The sequence below is a fragment of the Enterococcus sp. SMC-9 genome (genome assembly GCF_021011285.1).
Lineage (GTDB): Bacteria > Bacillota > Bacilli > Lactobacillales > Enterococcaceae > Enterococcus_C > Enterococcus_C montenegrensis.
The window spans coordinates 79,122-101,885 of sequence record NZ_JAILYE010000002.1; the positions used below are offsets into that span (position 1 = coordinate 79,122).

Consider the following 22,764-nt stretch of genomic DNA (forward strand, 5'->3'; position numbering starts at 1 on the left):
GGTTTAATCACTTAAATTTTTTAACGCTTTGAGCGGAATTGCTCAAAAAAACCAATTGATTGCAGATAAAAACCCAAATATAAGCCAATTGCAGTAAATATTACTAACAATAATGTCTTTAAAATGCCAATCGTAAGAATTAATATTGCCAGTAATAAACCAAGGGCTCCACAAATCAAAGGATATTTATATTGTGCTGCTAATTCTTTCATCATCATCCCTCCTATAGAACTCTTGGCTCATCGTTTTCGTGTTTTTGATCACGAAAATCTTTGAAAATTACATCCGTTACGATTTCCTGTTTGGCACCAAATAATTGGTTTAAATCGGTCTTGATTTTATCTGCAAGCGCTTGTTGTCTTTGTGTAGTCTGAAAGACTTTGCGCATTTGACCACTAACGTAGATTTTAATTTTCTTTTTCTTAATCACAGCTTTAACTGATGGATTAGCAATAAAAGGTTCCTCTTTGACTGCTGTTAATACGTAGCTTTCGATTGCCTTTTTTTGGATTGTCAACGTTCCATTTTCAGTGTTAATTTCCAATTCATTACTAACTTTAGGAAAGAAAATAATCACAAAAATACTAATAATCAGCAAAATCAACAAACCTGCTGTCGACCAAAATAAAAATTGCCCCATGGCATCACCAATAAGTGGATACGTTGTAAAAGGGCGTAGTACAAAAGACCAGCCTGCCACATATTGTGTTGTAATCAAAGTGTGAAAAAGGGGAAAGAATAAGAAAAAGATTACTAAAAGTAAAACTACCTTTGTACTTTTTCGCATACAATCACTTCCTTTTAGGCTGCTTTTTTACTGACAAAAAATGATACGACCGCAACTAAGATAACTGCACCAATTAAAGATGGAAAAATTGCCATTCCTCCGATTACAGGACCCCATGTGCCAAATAGAGCTTGACCAATTGATGAGCCAATTAATCCTGCTAGTACATTTAAAATTAGTCCCATTGAAGAACCTTTATTTGTAATTGCACCAGCAATCGCTCCAATTACACCACCAACAATTAACGACCAAATAAATCCCATGATATACCCTCCTTTTTAAAAGAATTTCAAGCGTTTACTTTTTGTTAACTTCTATAAAAATCATAGCATTTTCTGAAAAAAAGCTTAAACAAAGTGTATCTAAGAAAAAGTGCTTTCATAATAAAAAAACAAAAAAATATTGAAGAAAAATGATATAAAACAAATAATATTGAATTAAAAAGGTTTCTTTATTCCTATCAAGCTACTGTTTATCAACGTATTAAGAAATTATTAAAGAGTTAATTAAATAGCTTTTCTTTTAGGGAAACAGAAATTTTCACGTAATAAAAAAACAGCAATAAATATTAAGAATTTCTTAAGAGAAATTTCCTTCTCAGCCCTTTTTTGGAAAAGACAAATAGCTGTAAAGCTAGTATTTAAATAAAAAAAGCACATTACCAGCCTCTTCAAAGAAACTGACAATGTACTTTTGTAAATCGATAAGAAAGGATAAGTTTATCACAAGTAAAAATGGTGATTTCAATACTTTTGCTCTAAGTTATGGGATTTCTTCAGTCTTTTTATTAATGAATATTACCAATCAACCGACGAATTGGTTTTTTAGCACAATAAAGTAGGATCCCTACAACAACGGCTACCCCACCAACAATCGCAAAGTAACTTCCTTCTGTGCTAGGTGAATAAAAACGGGTTATTTGCGCATTGATTGCTTGTGAAGAAGCATCTGCCAATAACCAAATAGCCAAGGTCTGCGCTTCAAAAGCTTTTGGCGCTAATTTGGTCGTGACAGACAAGCCCACCGGTGAAAGGCACATCTCACCGGCAATCATAATAAAGAAACTCCCTACTAACCACATTGGGCTTACTTTATGATCAACGCCGAAAATTAAGCTTGGAAACATCAACAATACAAAGGAAAGCCCTGCTAAGATCAAGCCAATCGCAAATTTCACTTCTGTAGTTGGCTGTTTTTTACCTAACTTTGTCCATAGAGCGACAAAAACTGGCGTCAACAATACGACGAACAGCGGATTTAAGGTTTGGTATAGACTAGCCGGAATCGCGATGCCAAAAATGGTAGATTGGGTACGATCCGCCGCAAAAAGTGCCAATATTGATGAGCCTTGTTCTTCTAGTGACCAAAAAACTATCGCGGATAAAAACAATGGGATATAGGCTAAAACTTTTTTCTTTTCATCAGCGGTAACGTCTTTTGAACGTAACATCGTCGTAAAGTAATAGACCGGCAGCAATATTCCTAAAACACTAATACTGTCAATAAAGAAATCAACATCCAAACGGTTGAAAATAAACGCTCCACCAAAAAGGATGCCAACTAAAATTACAGCCACAACCAAATTGCGGAAAAATTTGGTCCGTTCGGCGCCGACTAATGGATTGGCAACGTTAACGCCAATATTTGCTAAAGTTTTGCGTCCTTGGATACGGTACTGGACTAAACCAAAGAACATCCCCACTGCTGCAATTGAAAAACCTAAGTGGTAGTTAACATTTTGTCCTAGCGTCCCCACCACAAGCGGGGCGATCAGACTGCCGATATTAATCCCCATATAAAAAATGGAAAATGCTGTATCGCGGCGTAAATCCTCTTTGGAGTAAAGATGGCCCACCATACCGGAAACATTTGATTTGAGCATCCCGGTGCCAATCACAATTAAAATCATCGAAATAAAAAGTGCTGCTAAACCAAAAGGCGTTGCTAAGACAAGATGACCAAACATAATAAAAATACCGCCATAAAATACTGTCTTGTGGGATCCCAACAATCGATCAGAGATCCAGCCTCCCACGATACTCGACATATAAACTAACGAACCATAAATCGACATGATAGCAACTGCAGTTGATTTAGGCAAACCCAAGCCGCCATTTGTAACGGCATCATACATATAATAAAGTAGAATTGCGCGCATACCGTAGTAGCTAAATCGTTCCCACATTTCAGTGAAAAACAATGTCGCTAGCCCTCGCGGTTGCCCCATAAAAGTTTTTTCTTCCATAAAAAAGCCCCTTTTGCTTCATTTTTTAAAATAAAGAAATTTTTCTGAAAATTCACAGGGACTAGTTTATTCTTTTCACTTATAAAATTCAAGAATAATTAACTGAGAGAATTTTGGGGAAAGTACTATTTTTTTTAACCACAATTAAAAATTCATTTTCAAGATAAAGCGGGTTATTTTTAAATCAGGCTTTTATAATCTTTTTTCATGAGATAAAGGTTGGTTTTTTCACATTAATCAATTTGCTAAAAGCGCAGTGAGCTTCATAAATTAAGCCGATTTGAAAATTTTTTCTTAACTAGTTGATTACTTATTTCTTCATCAATCGTTGCAATCATTGCAATCAATTTTTCTTTCGAAAAAGAAAAGTCAGACTTACTCCACCGTCTTACAAGCATAAAACTTCCCTGTACCTGATAATCTGCCAGATAGAGAAGTTCTTCTGAAATATACTCTGTCTGAAGTATGACTTGCCAGCTTTTAAAACAAGCTGATTGAAATAATACTGTTAAACGCGCTAAAAATGTAGCTGGTGCATGATCACTAAAGAGCATCTTGCAAAATTTTTGATTCTGATCTACATAAGTAAACAGCAGTTGGTAGTACTGCGTTAAATCCACAGTAAAATTTTCATTGATTAACTGGTTTAACTGTTCAATTACGCTATCTTCTATTTCTGTGTATAACGCATAGATATCTTCATAATGCGCATAAAAAGTCGAGCGGTGCACATCAGCGTAATCTGTTAATTCTCGAATTGTAATATTTTCTAATTTTTTTTCGTTAAACAACACCGCTAAACTTTCTTGTAAAACTTTTTTTGTACGTCTTACGCGACGATCTGCTTGATTCATCTTTTTTCTCCTTAATCGACAGACTATCTCTCTTTTGTCGGTTAACCGACAAAACGGCTGTTTATTAACCATTGTAGCCAAAAGCATTCGCATAATACAATAATTTCATCAAAAAGAAAAGAGGTAGTATTGTGAAACGAATGTTAAAACTTATTATGGGAGGCGCATTATTTCTTTGCATCATTTTAGCCATCCTTTTATTTACTAAGATCAAAACAATCAATTCAATCAAAAAAATTGAAGGTGATTTTTATCACGTTCGTTATACAGCCGATTATAAGTTAGATGAAATTTTGGCCCATGGTGTCGCAAGTGTTAAAGATTTGGAAAAACAAGTATCAAAAAAAATATTTTTTGGCTACCCAATTGAAACAAACGAAAACTTATTCGGCTGTGGCGCGTTTACAGCGGTCACGCCTGCTGGAAAAAATTTAGTCGGCCGGAATTTTGATTACGCTAAAGCCGGCTCACTACTCGTCTACACAAAACCCAAAAAAGGTTATGCTGCTTATTCAATGGTCAGTTTAGCTCATCTTGGTGTTTCAAAAAAAGAACAGACAATGCCTGAAACACTGCGAGGTAAACTGGCTATTTTAGCTGCTCCATACGGATGTGTAGATGGCATGAATGAAAAAGGGTTAAGCGTTTCTGTTCTTGAATTACAGACCGAACCTACCCAACAAAACACCGGTAAAATACCTATTATCACCACAGTTTCTGTCCGCATGCTATTAGATAAAGCCGCAACGACAGAAGAAGCCATAAATTTATTAAAAAAATACGATATGCACTCTTCTGCTGGGAAACCTTATCACTTTTTAATTGCTGATCGCAGTGGGAAAAGCGTCGTAGTTGATTGGGCTGGCCAAAAAATGAATACTATTTCCACAAACATCGCCACAAATTTCCAACTTTCTAAAGGAGATGATTTGGGCGTTGGCATCGGTCATAACCGTTATAATATTTTGAAAAAAACTTTAACAGCTAAAAAAAATACGTTATCTGCCAAAGAAACGATGAATCTATTACAAAAAGTGAGTATCCCGTGGAATGGTGAATGGCAAACAGAATGGTCAATTGTTTATCATTTAGATGATTTTACTGTCGATCTTGTTAACGATATGAATTATAAAAGTCTGCATCATTTTTCAGAAAAAAGCAATTAAGCAAACACTTTACACACCATATTTAAACTAAAACAAACAAAATAATGCAAATTCAAACAAAAAGTAGTAAAATAAAAATGAAAAAAGAAAGGGGTTACGAAATGAAAACAGTAAAAGATTCATCTTTCAAATCTTATGGCCGCGTTATCACAGAACATGATTTCAGCAACATGATTCAAGCAATGGAAGAAAAGAACATGATTGGTGTACCAGAATCTGGTAATCAATATATCGCATCAGTACCAGCTATTGAAGCATTGCCAGAATTTGATTGGGTTAGAAAACATATTTTTGCTGGCCTATCGATTCAATTTGGTTCTGGAGCCGGTCACAACCAAGCCATTACCGCAATTGAATTTCATCAAGGCAGTGAAGTCATCGTCGCTGTAACCGATGCGCTATTAGTTGTTGGGCATCGTTATGACATTGTCAACAATACTTACGACGCCCAATTAATGGAAAGTTTTTTATTAGAAAAAGGAACTGCAATTGAGCTATTTAGCACAACCTTGCACTACAGTCCAATTGAAACAAACAAAACGGGTTATAAACAGGCCATTGCCCTAATCAAAGGCACTAACACTCCACTAACAGAAGAAGTGGACAACCCATTAGTTAAAGTCACCAATAAATTCATGTTAGTCCATGAATCACGTAAAGATAAAATTGCCGACGGCTTTTTGGTTGGATTAATTGATAAGCGAATTTAGACTTATTTGAAATACGAGTATAAAAAGTTTGTTACCACTAACTTTTTATACTCGTATTCTTTTGTGTATTAAAAAATGTCTTCTATTTAGCTAAGTAAAGGATTAATAAAGGCCAGGTTTTCTATCTCACTTTTATTAATTCAATAATAGGACTAACAAAATAAAAAAAAGAACCCTTATAAAATAAGGGTTCTTTTTCCATTCGATAATAATAATTAACGACGGATTTCTTTGATACGAGCAGCTTTCCCGTGTAAAGCGCGCAAGTAGTACAATTTCGCACGACGAACTTTACCGTAGCGAACTACTTCGATTTTAGCAACACGTGGTGTGTGCAATGGGAAAGTACGTTCAACGCCAACACCGTTTGATACTTTACGAACAGTGTAAGTTTCGCTGATACCAGCACCGCGGCGTTTGATTACAACACCTTCAAATAACTGGATACGTTCTCTTGTACCTTCGACAACTTTCGCGTGAACACGAACAGTGTCCCCAGGACGAAAAGCAGGAATGTCAGTACGTAGTTGTTCTTGAGTTAGTTCTTGAATCAATGGATTCATTTTTATCATTCTCCTTATTTCCAAACAATCATAGGATGACACACCCCAGCGGATTATCGTAATAGTTGAGTGAAACACTCACTAAAGTATACTACCATAGATCAAATCAGGATGTAAAGAAGATTTTCTTGTCATTTTCCTTTTTTTATGACGTTTTTAATGGCATAGTCGCTATTTGCAATTAATTTATCTAAAGTAGCTTGTATTTGTTCTTGTTGCTCTTTTGTCACCTCTGGAGCGATAGTAACGATTACTTGCCCTGTCTCTATTTTATTGGTAGTTAACCTATCTGTTTTAACCTTTATTACCTGAGTTGCATAGTCAAGAAAAAGTTGGCGTTTAATTTCACTTAGTGTTTCAGTTAATGACGCACTTTCAGCCTGATTCGTAACGACTTTGGCTGCATTTTGATTTTGTAACTTTTGATCAATATAACGGTCAATGTCTTGCATGTTAACCGTTTCGTTATTTGCCACTTGATTGATCACCAACTGATAATCCTCTAAATGATAATTACTAAGTTTTTTAGCCAAATCTTCTAATTCGGCTCCCGCAGGCTTAGTTCCCAATAAATCTAAGGTTAACTGATGTCGCTTGCCGTCAATATTTTGATTTAAAATATAGTAATCTGCCATCGCTTCAGCGACAAAACGTTTAGCCCTTTGTTGCGACATTTCAGTTTGAATTAGCGTTCCTGCTGAGATAAAACTTGGAATGGCAATGAGAACTGCAGCCCCTATCATCATATAATGGCGGCGTCTTTGCTTTGTAGTATCCACCTGCATCCGAAAATTCAAATGCAATACCCGTACGACAATAAACGTTGTAATCATAATAAAGGCAACATTAACTAAAAATAAATAACCGGCTCCCAAAAAGATTGACCACGCTTGGGTATAAATACCATACCCCATCACACACAGTGGCGGCATTAAAGCTGTAGCAATCGCAACACCGGGTACGATATTATTGGCTTCTTTTTGTCTAGCACCAATCATCCCTGCGGTTCCACCTAAAATGGCAATTAGTGCATCCCAAATCGTTGGTTCCGTTCGAGCCAAAATTTCACTGCTAGCATAAGTTAAAGGAGAAAACCAAAAATAAAGCATTGCTGTTACAATAGCAAATAGCGCCTCTAAAACCAATAGGCGCAATGCTTGAATTGTCAGTCGACTATCAAAAACTCCCAAACCCAGCCCTAAGCCTTGAACTGGTGCCATTAACGGCGAAATGAGCATTGCACCAATTAAAATCGGTTGTGAATTCATATTTAAGCCAATTGAAGCAATAAAAATGGCACAAATCAAGATGACAAAATTTTCTTTTTTGATATTGATACTAGCAGAAATCTTTTCATAAAGTTCCTCATTGCTTAGCACACTACTTTTCGCCATAAAAAGGACTCCTCTCATCAAGGTATCTCTTTTAATTGTACCAAGAGAAAAGTTTTTTATGAAATTTAAACTTAACACCAAATTTTATTGAGCATATCAATTATGAAAAACACACCAATAAAAAATAAAAAAAACTCGTCATTCACTGTGGTTGCTCTATACAACCAACAGTAATTAACGAGCATACACTTAATCAAGGTTGACTTTTAATACCTTTACGCTTCTTCTTTTTTAATTTCAGCTAATAGCTTTTCCATTTCTTTTGTTAAAGGAAATTGGGCTAGCATATCGGGACGACGCAAATAAGTACGCCGCAATGATTCTTTTAATTGCCAAGATGCAATCAACTTGTGATTGCCGTTCATCAAAACTTCTGGTACTTTCATTCCCTCAAATTCGGCTGGCCGGGTGTATTGCGGATGCTCTAATAAACCTGTGGAATGAGAATCCGTTTGAGCCGAGGTTTCATTTCCTAAAACATCAGGTAATAAGCGAACCGTGGCATCAATCATGACCATCGCCCCTAGCTCGCCTCCAGTTAGAACATAATCCCCCAAAGAGATTTCATCTGTCACTAAACTCCTAATTCGTTCATCATACCCCTCATAATGGCCACAAATAAAAATTAAATGGTCTTCTTTGGAAAACTCTTCTGCTACGCTTTGATCAAATTTTTTGCCCGCAGGATCTAGCAAGATCACTCTTTTTTTGACAGTTGGTGTTTTTGCTTCGATTGATTTTAAGTTGTCGTAAATCGGCTGTACTTTTAAAAGCATCCCCGCGCCGCCACCATAAGGATAATCATCTACTGTTTTATGTTTATTATTGGCATAATCGCGAAAATTAGAAACATTGATCTCCAATAACGCTTTGTCTTGCGCTTTGCCAATAATAGATTCACCCATTGGTCCTTCAAACATCCGGGGAAATAGCGTTAAGACATCAATTCTCATCGTCAATCAACCCTTCTGGCAGTTCAACATTGACCACACCATTGTCCAAGTCAATTCCTGTCACAACTGACGCGATATAAGGAATTAGGGCATCTTTTTTACCTTTACGTTGTACGACCCAGACATCATTTGCTCCCGGTGATAAAATTTCTTTGATTTTGCCAATTTCTTGCTTATTTTCATCCAAAACTGTCAATCCAATAATTTGATGATAATAATATTCATCTTCTTCCAAATTAGCTAAATCCTCTTTGTTCACTTTTAAAATACCATCGCGAAAATTTTGGACATCATTAATATTAGGGTAACCTTCAAAAGTTAATAGATCAAAGTTTTTATGGCGGCGATGACTTGCTACAGTCAAGCTTAAAGGAGGCATACCTTCTTTGAATAAAAGCAAGGTTGCCCCTTTTTGATACCGCTCTTCGGGAAAGTCTGTTAATGAGATAACACGAACTTCGCCACGGATACCATGGGTATTGACAATTTTTCCTACATTTAAATATTCCATTTAATAGCCTCTTTCTCTCAAGTAGAATTTCTGATTTATTTTATCACGGTTACTGCTTGTTTTCTAGCCTACTTCGTGAAAGGTCAAGCCAACCTCTGTATCTTCTACCAATAAATTTTTAGGGGTCTTTAAAAGGAGATAACACCAATAAAAATCACCCGCACATGCCCCGCTATGGGCTGCCACTAAAAGACGTAGCCATGCATAAGGCCAAGTATTCATAATCAATAACAAGCCAGTTGTAAGCAATACAAATGGAGCAATACTAATCATGAAAAATTGCCATTTAGGATACAGTGAACCTGGACTTGTAGCATAGGCCATACCATTTTTAAAACCAAATTTTACTTGGCCTTTCAAATTAAAGATTTTGAAAAAAATACCATGGATGCCTTCGTGAATAATGACAATCACCAAAAAACTAATAATAATTGCGCCAATTTCTAGTAAAAATGAGATACTTTGAAAATTATGCTGATTAAATGGCGGCAACAACAGCACACCATAACAAATCGCCATAATTACCAAGGCAGCTATGTTTAACTTTTTGATAACTTTTTCATCTTCTAAAAGATTTAATTCACGATAAACTTTCATTTTGTCTCACCACTTTTTTTAATTACCATTTCCACATAACTTCCCAAATGTATTTTTATTATAACATTTTTAATTTTACTCAGAAGCACTTTCTTTTCTACCAACATTAGCTTTTTCATATTTAGAGTCAATAAAAGCTCCACGAACGAAGAAATTGCCGCCAAAAATTTAACTTTAGCAGTATTGATTTCGTTTGTAGAGCATAAAGTTCGCCGTATTTTTTTTATTTATTCATAGAAACTGCCATCTCCAAGGCAGGAATTGTATCTTCATGGGTGACAGTATAAACCGTTTTGTCTACTTGCCAGACGACCTGATTACTTTCATAACCATTTTGTGCCATATCAATGGTAATTTGTCCAACACTTTTTGGTGCAGGTAACATGGCTTTTTCTAAATAATTTACCACTTCTTTGGCTAAGGCTGTACCATCTTGCCCATTAACATTACTTGCCCGCAGCACAATCGACCAGTTGCCTTCTTTCCAATTTAAATAAGTTGAGCCTGCCGCACCTTGACTATAGGCGGTAATATCATGACCCAAGTCCACTTTTTGGCCCCCATCATCAAATTGGTAGTTGACCGCCTTTTTAGCGGCATCTTTACTGGCAAACTGCTCCATTTTATAACGGGCAAAGGGTGTTTGCTGGTTTAAAGATTGATCGTTTAAAACCAGTGGTGTATCCATAATATAATACAAAACCGCCAAACTGTCTTTTTGCTTATCCATCGCAATATTCAAAGCACGATTTTCATCCCGCGGAATATTAGTTGGCAGTAAGGTCTTCGGATTTTCTTTTTTTAATTTGGCTAAGGCGTCAGCCTTTTTCTCACTTGAACTTGATTTCGTCGTGTTTTTAGTACTTTCACTTGACTTTGTTTTTGTTTCAGAATTTTTATCTGTTGTCGTAGTGGTTGCGTTTGTTTGTGCTGTACTTTTATCTTCTTCACTATTGGCAGCTGGTGTTTTACTTGCACAAGCTGTCAGGGTTAAAAGTAAAGCCCCCAATAAAATTATCTTTTTCATTTTAATCCTCCAAATTTAAGACATAAATTTTTGAGCGATTCCAATCAATAAAAAAAAGATTATTGATTAAAATTAAGCGTACTCAATTTGAAGACAATTGACAATCAATACGACTTAAAGGCTACCCAATCTTATCTGAAACCCAGTTACTAACATTATGAAACGCTTCTTTAACAAAGTCTACACTACTATTTAAAACAGAATCAATTCCATCGGCATTAATGTGTGTTACTGTTTGATTAAACCAGTTGGCAATATCGTCTTTGAAAATCCATACCAAAAAAATTGCCATAGCTAGCCCTAAAAGACGCCATAAAAAGGAGCCTAATTTAAAAATAATAAACAAAATAATGATAATTGCTACAATTACAAGCCATTGTGTCATCTTTTTTTCCTCCTGACTTTTCTTTTATTATCTATCAGAAAAGATTTCTTGTCCTCCGTCTTGAGTATGAAAAAAAGACAGTCCCAAAAAGGAACTGCCTTAATCTTTATCTACTTGCCATCTAGAATGTTTAAACGGACTTTTTTGGTACCTTCAGTACGTACACCGTAAACAATTGTACGAATAGCTTTGGCTACTCGCCCTTGTTTGCCGATAATACGACCGATATCTTCTGGTGCCACGCTTAAATTATACTCATAAAAGTCAGCTGACTCTTCAACATTAAGTTTAACAAGATCAGGCTGAGTAACTAACGGACGAACAATCGTCAAGACTAAATCAGTTAAATCAGTCATCATTGGTCACCTTATTTCGTATATTTTGCTTCGTGGTGTTTTTTCATAACGCCTTGTTTTGAAAGGATGTTACGAACAGTATCAGAAGGTTGTGCACCTTTTTGCAACCAATCAAGTACTAAATCTTCTTTGATTGTTACTTCTGCAGGGTCAATCAAAGGATTGTAAGTACCTACAGTTTCGATGAAACGTCCATCACGAGGAGAACGAGAGTCTGCTACTACGATACGGTAAAAAGGTTTCTTTTTAGAACCCATACGTTTTAAACGGATTTTTACTGCCATTACAATTCCACCTCCATATAATTTAATCACAAGAGGTAGTTTAACAGGTTTTTCACTTGGTGTAAAGAGTTTTTTCTTTACAGCTAAAATAAAATTTTTTTAAACATTCATTTAAAGAATTTCCACTAGCTCCAATTAAAAATAGCGTTCGTTTTTTAACAAGACTTATCTTTTGTTTTTTTCATACTTTTCTTGTTATGATTGTTGTAACGAAAGCATTTATCACAGGTATAAAACTATAGGAGGAATATGATTTATGAAAACAATTGGTTTTATCGTCGGTAGCCTACGGAAAGATTCTTACAACTTAGCCGTTGCCAAAGAATTTGCAAAATTATTGCCCGCTGGTTTTGAAGCAAAGTTCATTGAAATTTCAGACTTGCCTTTTTACAACGAAGATTTGGAAAATGAAAATGATATGCCCGCAAGCTGGAAACGGCTACGAAGTGAAGTGGCTACAGTAGATGGCGTCTTCTTCTTTTCACCTGAATACAATCGTTCTGTCCCTGCCGCTTTAAAAAACGCCTTAGATGTTGGTTCACGTCCGATGGGTTCTAGTGTCTGGGGTGGCAAACCAGCTCTTGTGGTTACCGCTTCTCCTGGTGGCATTGGCGGTTTTGGTGCTAATCATCATATCCGTCAATCCCTTGTCTTTTTAGACATGCCAACCTTGCAACAACCAGAAGCTTATATTGGTGGCATTCATAATCTTGTTAAAGAAGATGGCTCGATTATTGAAGATACGGCTAAATTCTTCCAACTAATCGTAGATAAATACATCGCCTTCTTCAATAAATTAACGGCTGAATAATATTTTTTTGGTATTAGTTAGATAGTAAAAAAAGATTGCCAAACTATATTTAAAGACCTGTGACTATTAGTGGTCACAGGTCTTTTTGATATCTATCTATCGTACTTTACGAGCTATTATTTCATTTTGAACACTTCAGTTTTATTCTTTTAGCTACAGTAAAAATCACAGCTTTTCTTGTACTTCTTCGTGACGAAAACAAACTGTAAGATGATCGTTTACAATCCCCACAGCTTGTAAGAAAGCATAGATAATTGTACTGCCAACAAATTTAAAGCCTCGTTTTTTTAAGTCTTTGGTAATTTCATCGGAAAGTGGTGTTTTTGTTGGTATTTCTTCACTCGTTTTAAAATAATGCACCACCGGTTTACCTGCGACAAAGTGCCACAAATATGCTGAAAAACTTCCCCACTCTTTTTGAATTTGTAAAATGCAATTTGCATTGTTAATCGCCGCTGTAATTTTAAGCCGATTTCGAATGATGCCAGCGTTACCCATTAAGCTTGCAATTTTCTCATCATCAAAAGCAGCCACTTTTTCAATTTCAAAATTTTCATAGGCCTCATCAAAAGCAACACTTTTATTTAGAATCGTTTGCCAACTTAACCCCGCTTGATTACTATCCAAAACCAATTTGCGAAATAATTGCTGATCATCATATTCTGGTACGCCCCAGATGACATCGTGATATTCTTTCATTGCCTGATTACCAGTTTCGGCCCAGTCACATCGCTTCATGTTTATTCTCCTTGTCACATTTTTCTTTATTTTAACAGATAAAACAAAAAACACTTGCTTTTTCCAGGTGTACTACATATACTAGTACACACAATGAAGGTCATTACTTTACCATTCATTTAATTATTTAACAGTAAGAAAGGAGTTGCCCACACTTATGCTTACGATTGATAAAAACAGTAGCAAACCCTATTACGAGCAGTTAGTTTTAGGGATAAAACAGCAAGTTGTCACTGGTATTTTGCAGCCTGGCGATCGCTTACCGTCTGTGCGTGAACTGGCTAAAGAATTATTGATGAATCCAAATACCATCAGTAAAGCTTATAAAGTTTTAGAAGTGGAAAATGTAATTGTAACCGTTAAAGGTAAGGGTACTTTCATTAAAAATACCGAAAATATCCCCCGTGATGAATTTCGTATCCAGCAGCTAAAGCAAAATTTTCAAGCATTAATTATTGAGGCTATGCAGTTGCAAGTGACCAAACATGAACTGATTAGTTGGTTAGAAGAACCACAGTTAAAAGGAGGAGGCACACAATGAAATTAACCCAGCTAAAAAAAATAATTGGCACAAAAACTGTTTTAACTGATATTGATTTTACCTTACATGAAAATGAGATTGTTGGGTTGATTGGCCGCAACGGCTCTGGCAAGACGACTTTGTTTCGTACCATCGCTGGTAATTATTTGCCAGATGAAGGAAGCATCACGATCAATGGTCAAAATATTACCCAGGATACAAAATTAAAAACTGAAATTTTTTATATTGATGAGTTGGATAACTTTTTAAAATATTATCCACTGCAAGGGATTAATGATTTTTATCGCACCGCCTATCCTAAGTTTAATCAAGACCTTTACTTGCAATTAATGAAAGAACATGGCCTAAATCAACGACTACACTATCGCAAAATGTCTAAAGGCATGCAAGGACTCTATCAAATGATTTTAGCAATTTCATCTAGTGCCAAATATCTTTTATTAGATGAACCCTTTGATGGCCTAGATATCATTGTCCGCAAAAAAGTAATCGGCTTACTATTAACTCATCTAGCAGAAGACGGCCGTAGCGCATTAATCGCCTCTCATAATCTGCAAGAATTAGAAGGGATTATCGATCGGGCACTACTGATTAAAGGTCAAACGATTGCAAAAGACTATACATTAGAAAATATGCGTGCCAATGCCCGCAAAATTCAGCTTGTTTTCCGCACAAAACAGATACCACCAATCGTTAAAGAAAACTCAAAGCTTGTCACAATCCAAGGACGTGTAATCGTCGCAATCTTTGAAAATTACACAGCTGAATTAGCCGCTACCATTAAAAGCTATGAACCATTAGTTTTTGAAGAACTACCGCTAACACTAGAAGATCTTTTTGAAGCCAATTTGCAAAAAGAAAAATTATTGGTTTAAGAAAGGAGTTTATTATGTTAAAGAAAATCTATTTAAAACGCTACGGTAAAGCTTTAATCGCCTTTGCTGTCATAACTTTTGGACTTTACTTTTTAAATGCCCATAGCGCTGTTACCAATTGGCAATCACAAAATAACTACTATCACTCTTCTCAATTTGAAAAAGAATTTAAGGAGCATCCGGAATCTTTCACTTATTGGAATCAAGAAAATGAAAAAGATGTACCTTATACCTCAAGTAAAGATTATGTACAAGATCAGTTATATGTCTATGGTACCGCCTACTCAGAACACAATATTTCTGCTAAACAGGCGCAAAAATATGATGCCAAAACAACTTATTACACTCGCTTTGGTGGCGATTTTACTATTTTAAATATTGTTCTGGTTGCTTTAGCTGGATTTTTACTTTTCTTTATTGATGAGAAGACCGCATTTAATCGTTTTTTATTTGCACTACCACAAAAACGTAAACAGCTTTTTAGGGCGAAATTGCTGTATGTTGCCTTACCTATTTTAGCGATTTTCTTACTGGGACAACTCTTTTATGTGACATATATAAAAATCGGTATTCCAGCACCCTATTTAAATGCCAGTTGGAGTCAATTACTCCATGCTGTTTTTAGTAGTTTTAGTTTAGCTACTTTGTTGTTTGCCGTAAGTATATTTATCGGTTCAATGGTAGGAAATCTAGTATTCGGTCCTTTGACTTGGCTTGTCTTTGTATTTTTTGCTAGTTTTACTCCTGGTTCTGTTACAAACTTTTTAAATCTTTTTACCTTCAAAGAATACGGGAGCTTCCCCTTTAATTTGGAAAATTTGTTTATTTATCGCATCGGTAAAACCGGTGGCTATTGGTGGATGATTCCGATTTTTCTAATTGCAGCCTTCTTATTTATCTGGTGGAGTTATCGCAAATTTACTGTTTTGTCCCTAGAAAACGACGGGGATTACTTACTTCATCGTGATTCTCGTTGGCCCGTTTGGTTTTTAATGTGGGTCTTCACCGGCTTTATTAGTTTGAACACATTTACGAATCCATGGCAAAGTTACTTGATGTTACTAGATACTCCTGAACGTATTTCATTGTTTAGCACAGTTATTTCTACGCTTGTAACGCTTGTTTTACTCGGTATTATGCTCTATGTACTAGTCTTCTTTTCTACCCTTAAAGCTGCTTGGCACCATTATCGTAGTAAAAAACACGGAGTAGAACTAAACTAACTTTTAGAACAAAAATTTACAAAAAATAAATAATTTATGCGAACATTTGTAAAACGTCGTGGAATCTTCCCCGACGTTTTATTTTTTTACCCTTTTATTTGCTACACTAATAACAGTAACCGATTACAATTTGAGGAGGAAAATCATGATTAAACTGATTATTAGTGATTTGGATGGTACTTTTTTAAACAGTCAAAGTAAATTTGACGAAAATTTGTATCAAGAAGTGCGCCAAATCATGCACCGCCAAAATGTTATCTTCGCCCCATGTACAGGTAAGCAATGCGAACGGGTAGAAGCTTTATTCAAAAATGTTGGTAGTGAAGATTTATGGATCTTAGGCGATAGCGCCACGCGAATTAAACACAAAGACAAGTACATGTATGAATCCTTACTACCTAATACCATTGGCAAAAAAATTATTGCCAAACTACAAAGTATCCATCAGGACTTCACAATTATTGCCTGTACGCAAACAGCTGCCATTATTAGTGAAGACACTCCAGCCGAAAGTGAAAAAATGGTACGGGGATCTTACGAAGTAGTTGAAAAAATAGCAGACTACCAAGAAATTAACGATGACTTTGTCAAAATTACCGTTTACGATGGAAAATTAAGAAGTTATGAAGTGGCACCCCAGTTAGCTGAATTTGAAAAACAAGCTTACATCGTGGCTTCTGAAGCAGCTTGGATTGACATTACCAATTTTGGCGTACACAAACGACACACAGTTGAAGAATTGCAGCAAATTTTACAGGTCAGCTCACAAGAAACAATGGTCTTTGGCGATGGTCACAACGACTTAGAGCTTATGCAAGCTGGTGAATTTAGTTTTGCAATGCGTAATGCCTTTGAAGAAACTAAAGCAGCTGCCAAATACATCTGTAAAAGTAACGACGAGAATGGTGTCTTATTAACGATTAAACAATTATTATCGTTACAAGAGGAAAATTAAGCTAAATAACTTCACGAACTTTCTCATAAGCTCGTTTGTGAAGCCAGATATTAAAAAAAGCTTTCCGAACTCCTTTAAATCGCCTACGAGCAAAAGTGCAGGATTTTATGCTTTAATAGCAAATCCTGCACTTTTTTATTTTGTCGCCATAAACAAATAATGCGGCATCACCACATTACGATAATTTTTAATGAAACTCTCTTTTACCACCATGCCATTGCGAATAGCAACATTCATTGAAGCTAAATTCGTATCCCGGACAGTGGAAACAACGGATGATGCTCCCAAATTTCTAAACGCATATTCTTTTACTGCTTTAGCTGCTTCTATCCCATAGCCCACACCCCAAGCGTCATAAATCAAATGATAGCCAATTTCCAAATAGGTTTTGCCACTCACGAGTTGATCAGTTAAGCCGCATTCGCCGATAATTTTACCATCACTTTTGCGAATCATAGCCAAGAGACTATAGCCTTTTTCCTGATACAGCTTTAAATTCCAATTTAACCAATTGCTCACTTCTTCATCAGAAAAAGCGCCCTCATAGGCATACATCACCCGCTCATCTTGTAAAAATTCTGCTAAAAAGTGTTCTTCCCCTTTTTCCCACGGACGCAAGATAAGACGTTTGGTTTCAATTTGCATTTTTATTTTCTCCTTTTAAAAAAAGACACAAAAACCCGAACAGCTTATATCCTTTCTTACAGACGTGCTGTTTGAAATAAACAAGCAGTAAAAAAGGCTATAGTATTCGGGTATCATCATCATAAACTAAGCCTTTTAGCCCATTAGTTTATTTACGTTTTTTCTTTTTCTTTTGTTTTTTCATCATACGGTTCATAGCCATTTTGCCCATTTTACCTTTAATGCCAGAACCAAACATCTGATCCATTCCCGCCGGCATTTGACCTTTTGTCATTTGTTGCATCATTTTACGGGCTTCTTTAAATTGCTTAATCATGCGATTCACTTCAACCACTGAATTACCAGAACCTGCAGCAATGCGGCGACGGCGACTTGGATTTAACAAGTCCGGATCTTCTCGTTCGGCTGGTGTCATCGACATCACCATTGCTTTTTGGCGGGCGATTTGTTTAGGATCGACTTTAACATTTTCAATTCCTGGCATTTGACTCATTCCTGGAATCATTTTTAATAAATCTTCTAAAGGTCCCATCCCCATGACTTGATCCATTTGTTCAATGAAATCGTTAAAGTCAAAGGTATTTTCCTTCATCTTTTTCGCTAATTCTTCCGCTTTTTTCTCGTCGTAATCTTGTTGCGCCTTTTCAATTAAGGTCAGCATATCCCCCATGCCTAAAATACGACTCGCCATCCGGTCGGGATGGAAAACTTCTAAGTCCGTTAATTTTTCACCAGTACCGGTAAATTTAATTGGTGCACCAGTCACTTGACGAATGGAAAGGGCGGCACCACCTCGGGTATCCCCATCTAATTTGGTAATCACGACCCCCGTGATACCTAGTTGCTGGTTAAAGCTATCTGCAACTGTAACCGCATCTTGCCCCGTCATAGCATCTACGACTAAAAGAATTTCATTGGGCTGGGCAATTTCTTTGATTTGTTTTAATTCATCCATCAGCTTTTCGTCAATATGCAAGCGACCCGCTGTATCGATTAAAACATAATCATTTTTCTTTTCCCGTGCTAATTCCATCCCTTGGCGCACAATTTCCACTGGACTGACATCAGTTCCCATATCAAATACTGGAACATTTAATTGTTGGCCTAAAACTTTCAATTGATCAATCGCCGCTGGACGATAAACGTCACCGGCAATCATTAGTGGTCGGGCTTTTTCCGTTTTAATCAGTTGGTTGGCAAGTTTACCAGCAAATGTTGTTTTACCAGCCCCTTGTAACCCCACCATCATGATAACCGTCGGAATTTTTGGTGATTTATTTAAGGTTGCAGTCTCACTTCCCAAAGTCTTGGTTAGTTCTTCATCAACGATTTTAACAATTTGTTGCGCTGGTGATAGACTATCTAAAACTTCTGATCCGACTGCTCTTTGACGTACATTTTTAACAAATTCTTTGACAACTTTTAAATTAACGTCGGCTTCTAGTAATGCCAAGCGGATCTCCCGCATCATTTCTGTGACATCAGCCTCAGTAATCTTTCCTTTTTTACGCAACTTGCTCATGGCTTGTTGCAGGCGTTCTGTTAGATTTTCAAATGCCATTTTATTCGTTCCTTTCAACTAAAAACTATTCATCGATTTCTTGCAGTTCCTGCAAAAATTTCGGCAGCTCTGCATCTTTAGGATAATGGGCCTTAATGTAGTTTTCTGCCCGATCTAAAACTTCGCCGCGAACAATATAGTCCGAAAATAAATGAAGCTTGCGCTCATAATCTTCCAAAATTTTTTCCGTCCGCTTTATATTATCATAAACTGCCTGACGACTCACCTGAAATTCTTCTGCAATCTCCCCTAGTGAAAAATCATCGGCGTAATACAACTCCATATAATTCATCTGCTTTTCGGTCAAAAGCGTAGAATAAAATTCAAATAATGCATTCATACGATTTGTCTTTTCGATTTCCATGAGATTCCTCCTGTCATGAAAAATTAGTTAATTGGTAGCTATTGTGATCAGTTGATGATAATTGTTTTCTGAATAAACTTCTATGCCTTGCTTTACAAAATAGGCAGTTGCAACCCCGACACCAGCTACTTTATTGCCACTAAAAGCACCGTCATAAATTTGATGACTGCCACAAGAAGGACTGCCCTCTTTTAAGACTACCTGCGTAACATCCAGAGCTTTCAATTTTTCATAAGCGCGTATCGCACCTGCTTTATATGCGGCGGTCACATCGACGCCTTGACAAGAAGCAACCACCGCATCGCACCTCCAGACGTCAAATCCATCGCCGCCGATAATTTCAGCCGGATCTCTTGGGGTGTTTAATCCACCTAAAACCTCAGGACAAATCATAATTGCTTGTTTCTTTGCCACCAAAGCTTGCAGCTGTGGGATTGTTTGCGTATTGCCATCATAACGGCAAAAAACGCCACCTAAACAGGCACTAATTCCAATCATATGTCCTCCTTAAACAACAGCACGATTTTTTATACACAAAGCTAAAATTTTAGCAACAAAAGCCATTCTTTTTTTCTTAAAAGTCAATTTAACGCCCTTTATTATAGCATTATTTCCCTTCCTTAAATAGTCCCCACCGCTTTTCTATGCTAAAATAAAACCATCTGTCGCAGGTATGCGACTAAGAAAAACACCGCAAAGCAGTTTGCTATGAAAAAAGTGTTAATCGTTGACGATGAACCTTCCATCGTCACATTGCTGACCTTTAATTTAGAAAAAGAAGGTTACGTTGTGACCTCTGCCACAGATGGTACAACTGGCTTAAAATTGGCTTTAACCAAAGATTTTGACTTTATTATCTTAGATATTATGCTGCCGGGAATTGACGGCATTGAAATTACGAAAAAATTACGGCAAGAAAAAAAAGAAACGCCGATTTTATTACTAACGGCAAAAGATGATACGATTGATCGAATTTTAGGCTTAGAAATCGGCGCTGATGATTACCTGACTAAACCCTTTAGTCCCAGAGAAGTTTTGGCCCGCATGAAAGCTATTTTTCGACGGATGCGTCCCGTTGAAACTCCGTTGCGTGCCAATGAGCCAAAAGATACCGACGATGAATTAACCGGAGAAATTTTACAAATCGGTGCAATTAAAGCGGATATGGATAATTACGAAGTCACCGTTAACGACGTAAAGATATTTTTAACCCCCAAAGAATTTGAATTACTCGTCTACTTTATGAAGCGAAAAGATCGTGTGATTGACCGTGATACGCTATTAGACCGCATCTGGAATTTCGACTTTGCCGGTCAAAGTCGCATCGTGGATGTCCACGTTTCACATTTACGGGAAAAAATTGAAGAAGATCCTAAAAATCCCCGCTATCTTTTAACAGTTAGAGGCTTTGGTTACAAATTTCAGGAGCCCAAAGCATGAAAAAACGGCGTGTTTTAGAATATTTGCTGTGGATTACAACATTACTCGTGCTTTTTGTAGGAGCCTGGCAATTAATTGGTGGTTTTTTTGAGCACCAGGTCTTAAGCCAACAAGAGAATTACTTAGAAAAAAAAGGGAATCTACTGTTACGAATGGCAAAAGAAGAAAATTATAATGAGGCGAGTCTACATCAATTGAGTCAGCACTATATTGAACACGTAGATGAACGGGTAACTTATCTGTCGGCTACTGGTAAAATTATTTTTGATACTTCTAATAGCAATCTTTTAGGGACCCGCTCCAATCGTCCCGAGGTAAAAACCGTCTTAGCCGGAGGAAAATTGGGTACTTCGCTGCGAAAAAGTGCCACTTTAAAAAAAGAATTACTCTATGTCGCGTTACCTGTGGAGCAAGACAATCATTTAATTGGTATTTTACGGATCGCCGAAAGCACTACAACTTTTATGACCGCTGCTAGTAGCGTTAGAAATTCAATTTTAACAGTGTATGTGATTTTGTGCTTGTTGATTACCATTTTTGTCTTATATTTTTTACGCCAAAAAAATCGGCCTTTAGAAACTTTATTGCCAGCGATCAAAAAAATGGTGGCTAATCCCACCCGTACTGAAACAATTATGCAAACCACGCCGCAATGGGAAGAACTTTACCAAGCCTTAAATCAATTAAGCGAACAAATGAGCCACACGTATAAAGCCTATTCTGCAACCGAACACAAGCTGCATACACTTTTAAACGATTTAATGATTGGTATTTTCATTGTCGATAGTGAAAACAAACTCGTCATGATCAACCCTGAAATGAAACGGCAACTTGGCTTATTTCAAAATCTAGCAGAAAAAGTTAATTTTGCCGAAGTGATTAAAGATCCGCAACTTATTCAGCTAGTCTATCGCATCTCACCGAATAATCCTTTTTTACATGATGAAATTACCTTACATCAAAACGGTGAACGCGTGCTGGATATTGATTTGCGTTTATTTAATGAAGAACGGCAAATTTTAGTGATGTCTTATGATATGACACAAGTGCGCCAACTGGAAAAAATGCAGCAAGATTTCGTCAGCAATGTTTCCCACGAACTAAAAACACCTGTCACCTCCTTAATTGGCTTTACCGAAACGCTCTTAGATGGTGCCAAAGACGATCCAAGGACAACGACAGAATTTTTACGCATTATGGAAAAAGATGCCAAACGGCTGCAAGCTTTAATCCAAGATATCATTCAGCTTTCAAAAGGACGTCAAGCCCTAGATTACCCGATTCAAAACATCACTGTCGCGGAACTTTTAGCCCAAATTTTAGAAAGTTATCAGGCTCAAATTCAAGCGAAAAATTTAAGTGTTCATTTAGTAGGAGATCAAGCTTTAGTCTGGTCCACAAAAGTTGAACTTTTCTATCCGATTGCTAAAAATTTAATTGAAAATGCAATTAAGTACACACCGGAAGCTAAAAAAATTACAATTAGCTATACTCTAGCAGATAATTTAACCTTAAACGTTTCAGATCAAGGCCTTGGCATTGACAGCGATGATCAACAACGCATTTTTGAACGCTTCTATCGGGTAGACAAAGCCCGCGCAAGACAATCCGGCGGCACCGGTTTAGGCTTAGCGATTGTAAAAGAATCTGTTGAAAAACTCGGAGGCAAAGTCCAATTAGAAAGTCACCCCGGTGTTGGCTCAACCTTCACCGTGACACTACCAAAGCTCTAAATAGAGCAAAACGGCAAAAAGCTACTGACAAAATTTATTGTCAGTA

General features: G+C 36.7%; 28 protein-coding genes. 9 read left to right on the forward strand and 19 right to left on the reverse strand.

The window, feature by feature from the left end; translation table 11 throughout:
* Window positions 1-20: 20 nt before the first annotated feature.
* The 5 genes from K4422_RS03040 to K4422_RS03060 all read right to left on the reverse strand — a co-directional run bounded on the left by K4422_RS03040 (window position 21) and on the right by K4422_RS03060 (window position 3,886).
* Window positions 21-212, reverse strand: a complete 192-nt coding sequence (locus K4422_RS03040) for a DUF2273 domain-containing protein (protein WP_206904723.1) — start codon at window positions 210-212, stop codon at window positions 21-23.
* An 11-nt stretch (window positions 213-223) separates the two neighbouring features.
* Window positions 224-787 carry an alkaline shock response membrane anchor protein AmaP gene (gene amaP, locus K4422_RS03045; protein ID WP_230709112.1) on the reverse strand — a complete coding sequence of 188 codons (564 nt, stop codon included), beginning with the start codon at window positions 785-787 and terminating at the stop codon, window positions 224-226.
* A 14-nt stretch (window positions 788-801) separates the two neighbouring features.
* A complete protein-coding gene (locus K4422_RS03050; protein ID WP_230709114.1) occupies window positions 802-1,050 on the reverse strand; it encodes a GlsB/YeaQ/YmgE family stress response membrane protein in 249 nt (82 codons plus the stop codon).
* A 524-nt stretch (window positions 1,051-1,574) separates the two neighbouring features.
* Window positions 1,575-3,032 (reverse strand): peptide MFS transporter, encoded by a 1,458-nt coding sequence (locus tag K4422_RS03055; protein WP_230709116.1) that lies wholly within the window; start codon window positions 3,030-3,032, stop codon window positions 1,575-1,577.
* A gap of 263 nt (window positions 3,033-3,295) precedes the next feature.
* Window positions 3,296-3,886 carry a TetR/AcrR family transcriptional regulator gene (locus K4422_RS03060; RefSeq protein WP_230709119.1) on the reverse strand — a complete coding sequence of 197 codons (591 nt, stop codon included), beginning with the start codon at window positions 3,884-3,886 and terminating at the stop codon, window positions 3,296-3,298.
* A gap of 140 nt (window positions 3,887-4,026) precedes the next feature.
* Here K4422_RS03060 and K4422_RS03065 point away from each other — a divergent pair, with 140 nt between their 5' ends.
* Both K4422_RS03065 and K4422_RS03070 read left to right on the forward strand, forming a co-directional pair.
* On the forward strand, window positions 4,027-5,052 hold the full coding sequence (locus K4422_RS03065) for a linear amide C-N hydrolase (RefSeq protein ID WP_230709508.1): 1,026 nt from the start codon (window positions 4,027-4,029) through the stop codon (window positions 5,050-5,052).
* Between the two features lie 101 nt (window positions 5,053-5,153).
* Window positions 5,154-5,762 (forward strand): DUF4867 family protein, encoded by a 609-nt coding sequence (locus K4422_RS03070; protein WP_230709120.1) that lies wholly within the window; start codon window positions 5,154-5,156, stop codon window positions 5,760-5,762.
* Between the two features lie 215 nt (window positions 5,763-5,977).
* Here K4422_RS03070 and rplS read toward each other — a convergent pair whose 3' ends face one another.
* The 9 genes from rplS to rpsP form a co-directional block, all read right to left on the reverse strand.
* Window positions 5,978-6,325 carry a 50S ribosomal protein L19 gene (gene rplS / locus K4422_RS03075; protein WP_071864872.1) on the reverse strand — a complete coding sequence of 116 codons (348 nt, stop codon included), beginning with the start codon at window positions 6,323-6,325 and terminating at the stop codon, window positions 5,978-5,980.
* Window positions 6,326-6,456: 131 nt separating this feature from the next.
* The gene (locus tag K4422_RS03080; RefSeq protein ID WP_230709121.1) at window positions 6,457-7,719 is read right to left on the reverse strand and encodes a TIGR00341 family protein; all 1,263 of its coding nucleotides are present in this window, start codon (window positions 7,717-7,719) and stop codon (window positions 6,457-6,459) included.
* 215 nt (window positions 7,720-7,934) lie between these two features.
* On the reverse strand, window positions 7,935-8,672 hold the full coding sequence (gene trmD / locus K4422_RS03085) for a tRNA (guanosine(37)-N1)-methyltransferase TrmD (RefSeq protein ID WP_230709509.1): 738 nt from the start codon (window positions 8,670-8,672) through the stop codon (window positions 7,935-7,937).
* Window positions 8,662-9,183, reverse strand: a complete 522-nt coding sequence (rimM, locus tag K4422_RS03090; RefSeq protein ID WP_206904821.1) for a ribosome maturation factor RimM — start codon at window positions 9,181-9,183, stop codon at window positions 8,662-8,664. The genes trmD and rimM overlap by 11 nt, the downstream gene beginning before the upstream one ends.
* 63 nt (window positions 9,184-9,246) lie before the next feature.
* Window positions 9,247-9,780: a DUF3267 domain-containing protein gene (locus K4422_RS03095; protein ID WP_206904823.1), complete on the reverse strand. Its 534-nt coding sequence runs from the start codon at window positions 9,778-9,780 to the stop codon at window positions 9,247-9,249.
* 223 nt (window positions 9,781-10,003) lie between these two features.
* On the reverse strand, window positions 10,004-10,807 hold the full coding sequence (locus tag K4422_RS03100) for a hypothetical protein (protein WP_230709122.1): 804 nt from the start codon (window positions 10,805-10,807) through the stop codon (window positions 10,004-10,006).
* Between the two features lie 121 nt (window positions 10,808-10,928).
* Entirely contained in the window at window positions 10,929-11,192 is a 264-nt protein-coding gene (locus K4422_RS03105; RefSeq protein ID WP_230709123.1) for a hypothetical protein, read from the reverse strand.
* A gap of 110 nt (window positions 11,193-11,302) precedes the next feature.
* The gene (locus K4422_RS03110) at window positions 11,303-11,548 is read right to left on the reverse strand and encodes a KH domain-containing protein (protein WP_206904836.1); all 246 of its coding nucleotides are present in this window, start codon (window positions 11,546-11,548) and stop codon (window positions 11,303-11,305) included.
* Between the two features lie 11 nt (window positions 11,549-11,559).
* Window positions 11,560-11,832, reverse strand: coding sequence for a 30S ribosomal protein S16 (gene rpsP, locus K4422_RS03115; RefSeq protein WP_016171544.1), 273 nt, complete (start codon window positions 11,830-11,832; stop codon window positions 11,560-11,562).
* A 256-nt stretch (window positions 11,833-12,088) separates the two neighbouring features.
* Between rpsP and K4422_RS03120 the strand changes: the two genes are divergently transcribed.
* Window positions 12,089-12,643 (forward strand): NADPH-dependent FMN reductase, encoded by a 555-nt coding sequence (locus K4422_RS03120; protein WP_206904840.1) that lies wholly within the window; start codon window positions 12,089-12,091, stop codon window positions 12,641-12,643.
* 165 nt (window positions 12,644-12,808) lie between these two features.
* Here the strand turns inward: K4422_RS03120 and K4422_RS03125 are convergent, their stop codons facing one another.
* The gene (locus K4422_RS03125; protein WP_230709125.1) at window positions 12,809-13,381 is read right to left on the reverse strand and encodes a DNA-3-methyladenine glycosylase I; all 573 of its coding nucleotides are present in this window, start codon (window positions 13,379-13,381) and stop codon (window positions 12,809-12,811) included.
* 157 nt (window positions 13,382-13,538) lie between these two features.
* On the opposite strand from K4422_RS03125, the gene K4422_RS03130 reads away from it, so the two are divergent.
* The 4 genes from K4422_RS03130 to K4422_RS03145 all read left to right on the forward strand — a co-directional run bounded on the left by K4422_RS03130 (window position 13,539) and on the right by K4422_RS03145 (window position 16,975).
* The gene (locus K4422_RS03130; RefSeq protein ID WP_206904847.1) at window positions 13,539-13,922 is read left to right on the forward strand and encodes a GntR family transcriptional regulator; all 384 of its coding nucleotides are present in this window, start codon (window positions 13,539-13,541) and stop codon (window positions 13,920-13,922) included.
* Window positions 13,919-14,797 carry an ATP-binding cassette domain-containing protein gene (locus tag K4422_RS03135; protein WP_206904849.1) on the forward strand — a complete coding sequence of 293 codons (879 nt, stop codon included), beginning with the start codon at window positions 13,919-13,921 and terminating at the stop codon, window positions 14,795-14,797. The genes K4422_RS03130 and K4422_RS03135 overlap by 4 nt, the downstream gene beginning before the upstream one ends.
* Window positions 14,798-14,811: 14 nt before the next feature.
* Window positions 14,812-16,020 (forward strand): ABC transporter permease, encoded by a 1,209-nt coding sequence (locus K4422_RS03140; RefSeq protein WP_230709126.1) that lies wholly within the window; start codon window positions 14,812-14,814, stop codon window positions 16,018-16,020.
* Between the two features lie 145 nt (window positions 16,021-16,165).
* The gene (locus tag K4422_RS03145; protein WP_230709128.1) at window positions 16,166-16,975 is read left to right on the forward strand and encodes an HAD family hydrolase; all 810 of its coding nucleotides are present in this window, start codon (window positions 16,166-16,168) and stop codon (window positions 16,973-16,975) included.
* Window positions 16,976-17,110: 135 nt separating this feature from the next.
* Here K4422_RS03145 and K4422_RS03150 read toward each other — a convergent pair whose 3' ends face one another.
* The 4 genes from K4422_RS03150 to K4422_RS03165 form a co-directional block, all read right to left on the reverse strand.
* Window positions 17,111-17,620, reverse strand: coding sequence for a GNAT family N-acetyltransferase (locus K4422_RS03150; RefSeq protein ID WP_230709130.1), 510 nt, complete (start codon window positions 17,618-17,620; stop codon window positions 17,111-17,113).
* Between the two features lie 148 nt (window positions 17,621-17,768).
* Complete coding sequence (ffh, locus tag K4422_RS03155) at window positions 17,769-19,181, reverse strand: signal recognition particle protein (RefSeq protein WP_206904860.1); 1,413 nt, start codon at window positions 19,179-19,181, stop codon at window positions 17,769-17,771.
* Window positions 19,182-19,206: 25 nt separating this feature from the next.
* Window positions 19,207-19,545 carry a putative DNA-binding protein gene (locus tag K4422_RS03160; RefSeq protein ID WP_206904863.1) on the reverse strand — a complete coding sequence of 113 codons (339 nt, stop codon included), beginning with the start codon at window positions 19,543-19,545 and terminating at the stop codon, window positions 19,207-19,209.
* Window positions 19,546-19,572: 27 nt separating this feature from the next.
* Window positions 19,573-20,043, reverse strand: a complete 471-nt coding sequence (locus K4422_RS03165; RefSeq protein WP_230709132.1) for a DUF523 domain-containing protein — start codon at window positions 20,041-20,043, stop codon at window positions 19,573-19,575.
* Window positions 20,044-20,253: 210 nt separating this feature from the next.
* Between K4422_RS03165 and K4422_RS03170 the strand changes: the two genes are divergently transcribed.
* Window positions 20,254-20,985, forward strand: coding sequence for a response regulator transcription factor (locus K4422_RS03170; protein WP_206904870.1), 732 nt, complete (start codon window positions 20,254-20,256; stop codon window positions 20,983-20,985).
* Entirely contained in the window at window positions 20,982-22,718 is a 1,737-nt protein-coding gene (locus K4422_RS03175; RefSeq protein WP_230709135.1) for a sensor histidine kinase, read from the forward strand. The genes K4422_RS03170 and K4422_RS03175 overlap by 4 nt, the downstream gene beginning before the upstream one ends.
* The last annotated feature ends 46 nt before the right edge of the window (window positions 22,719-22,764 follow it).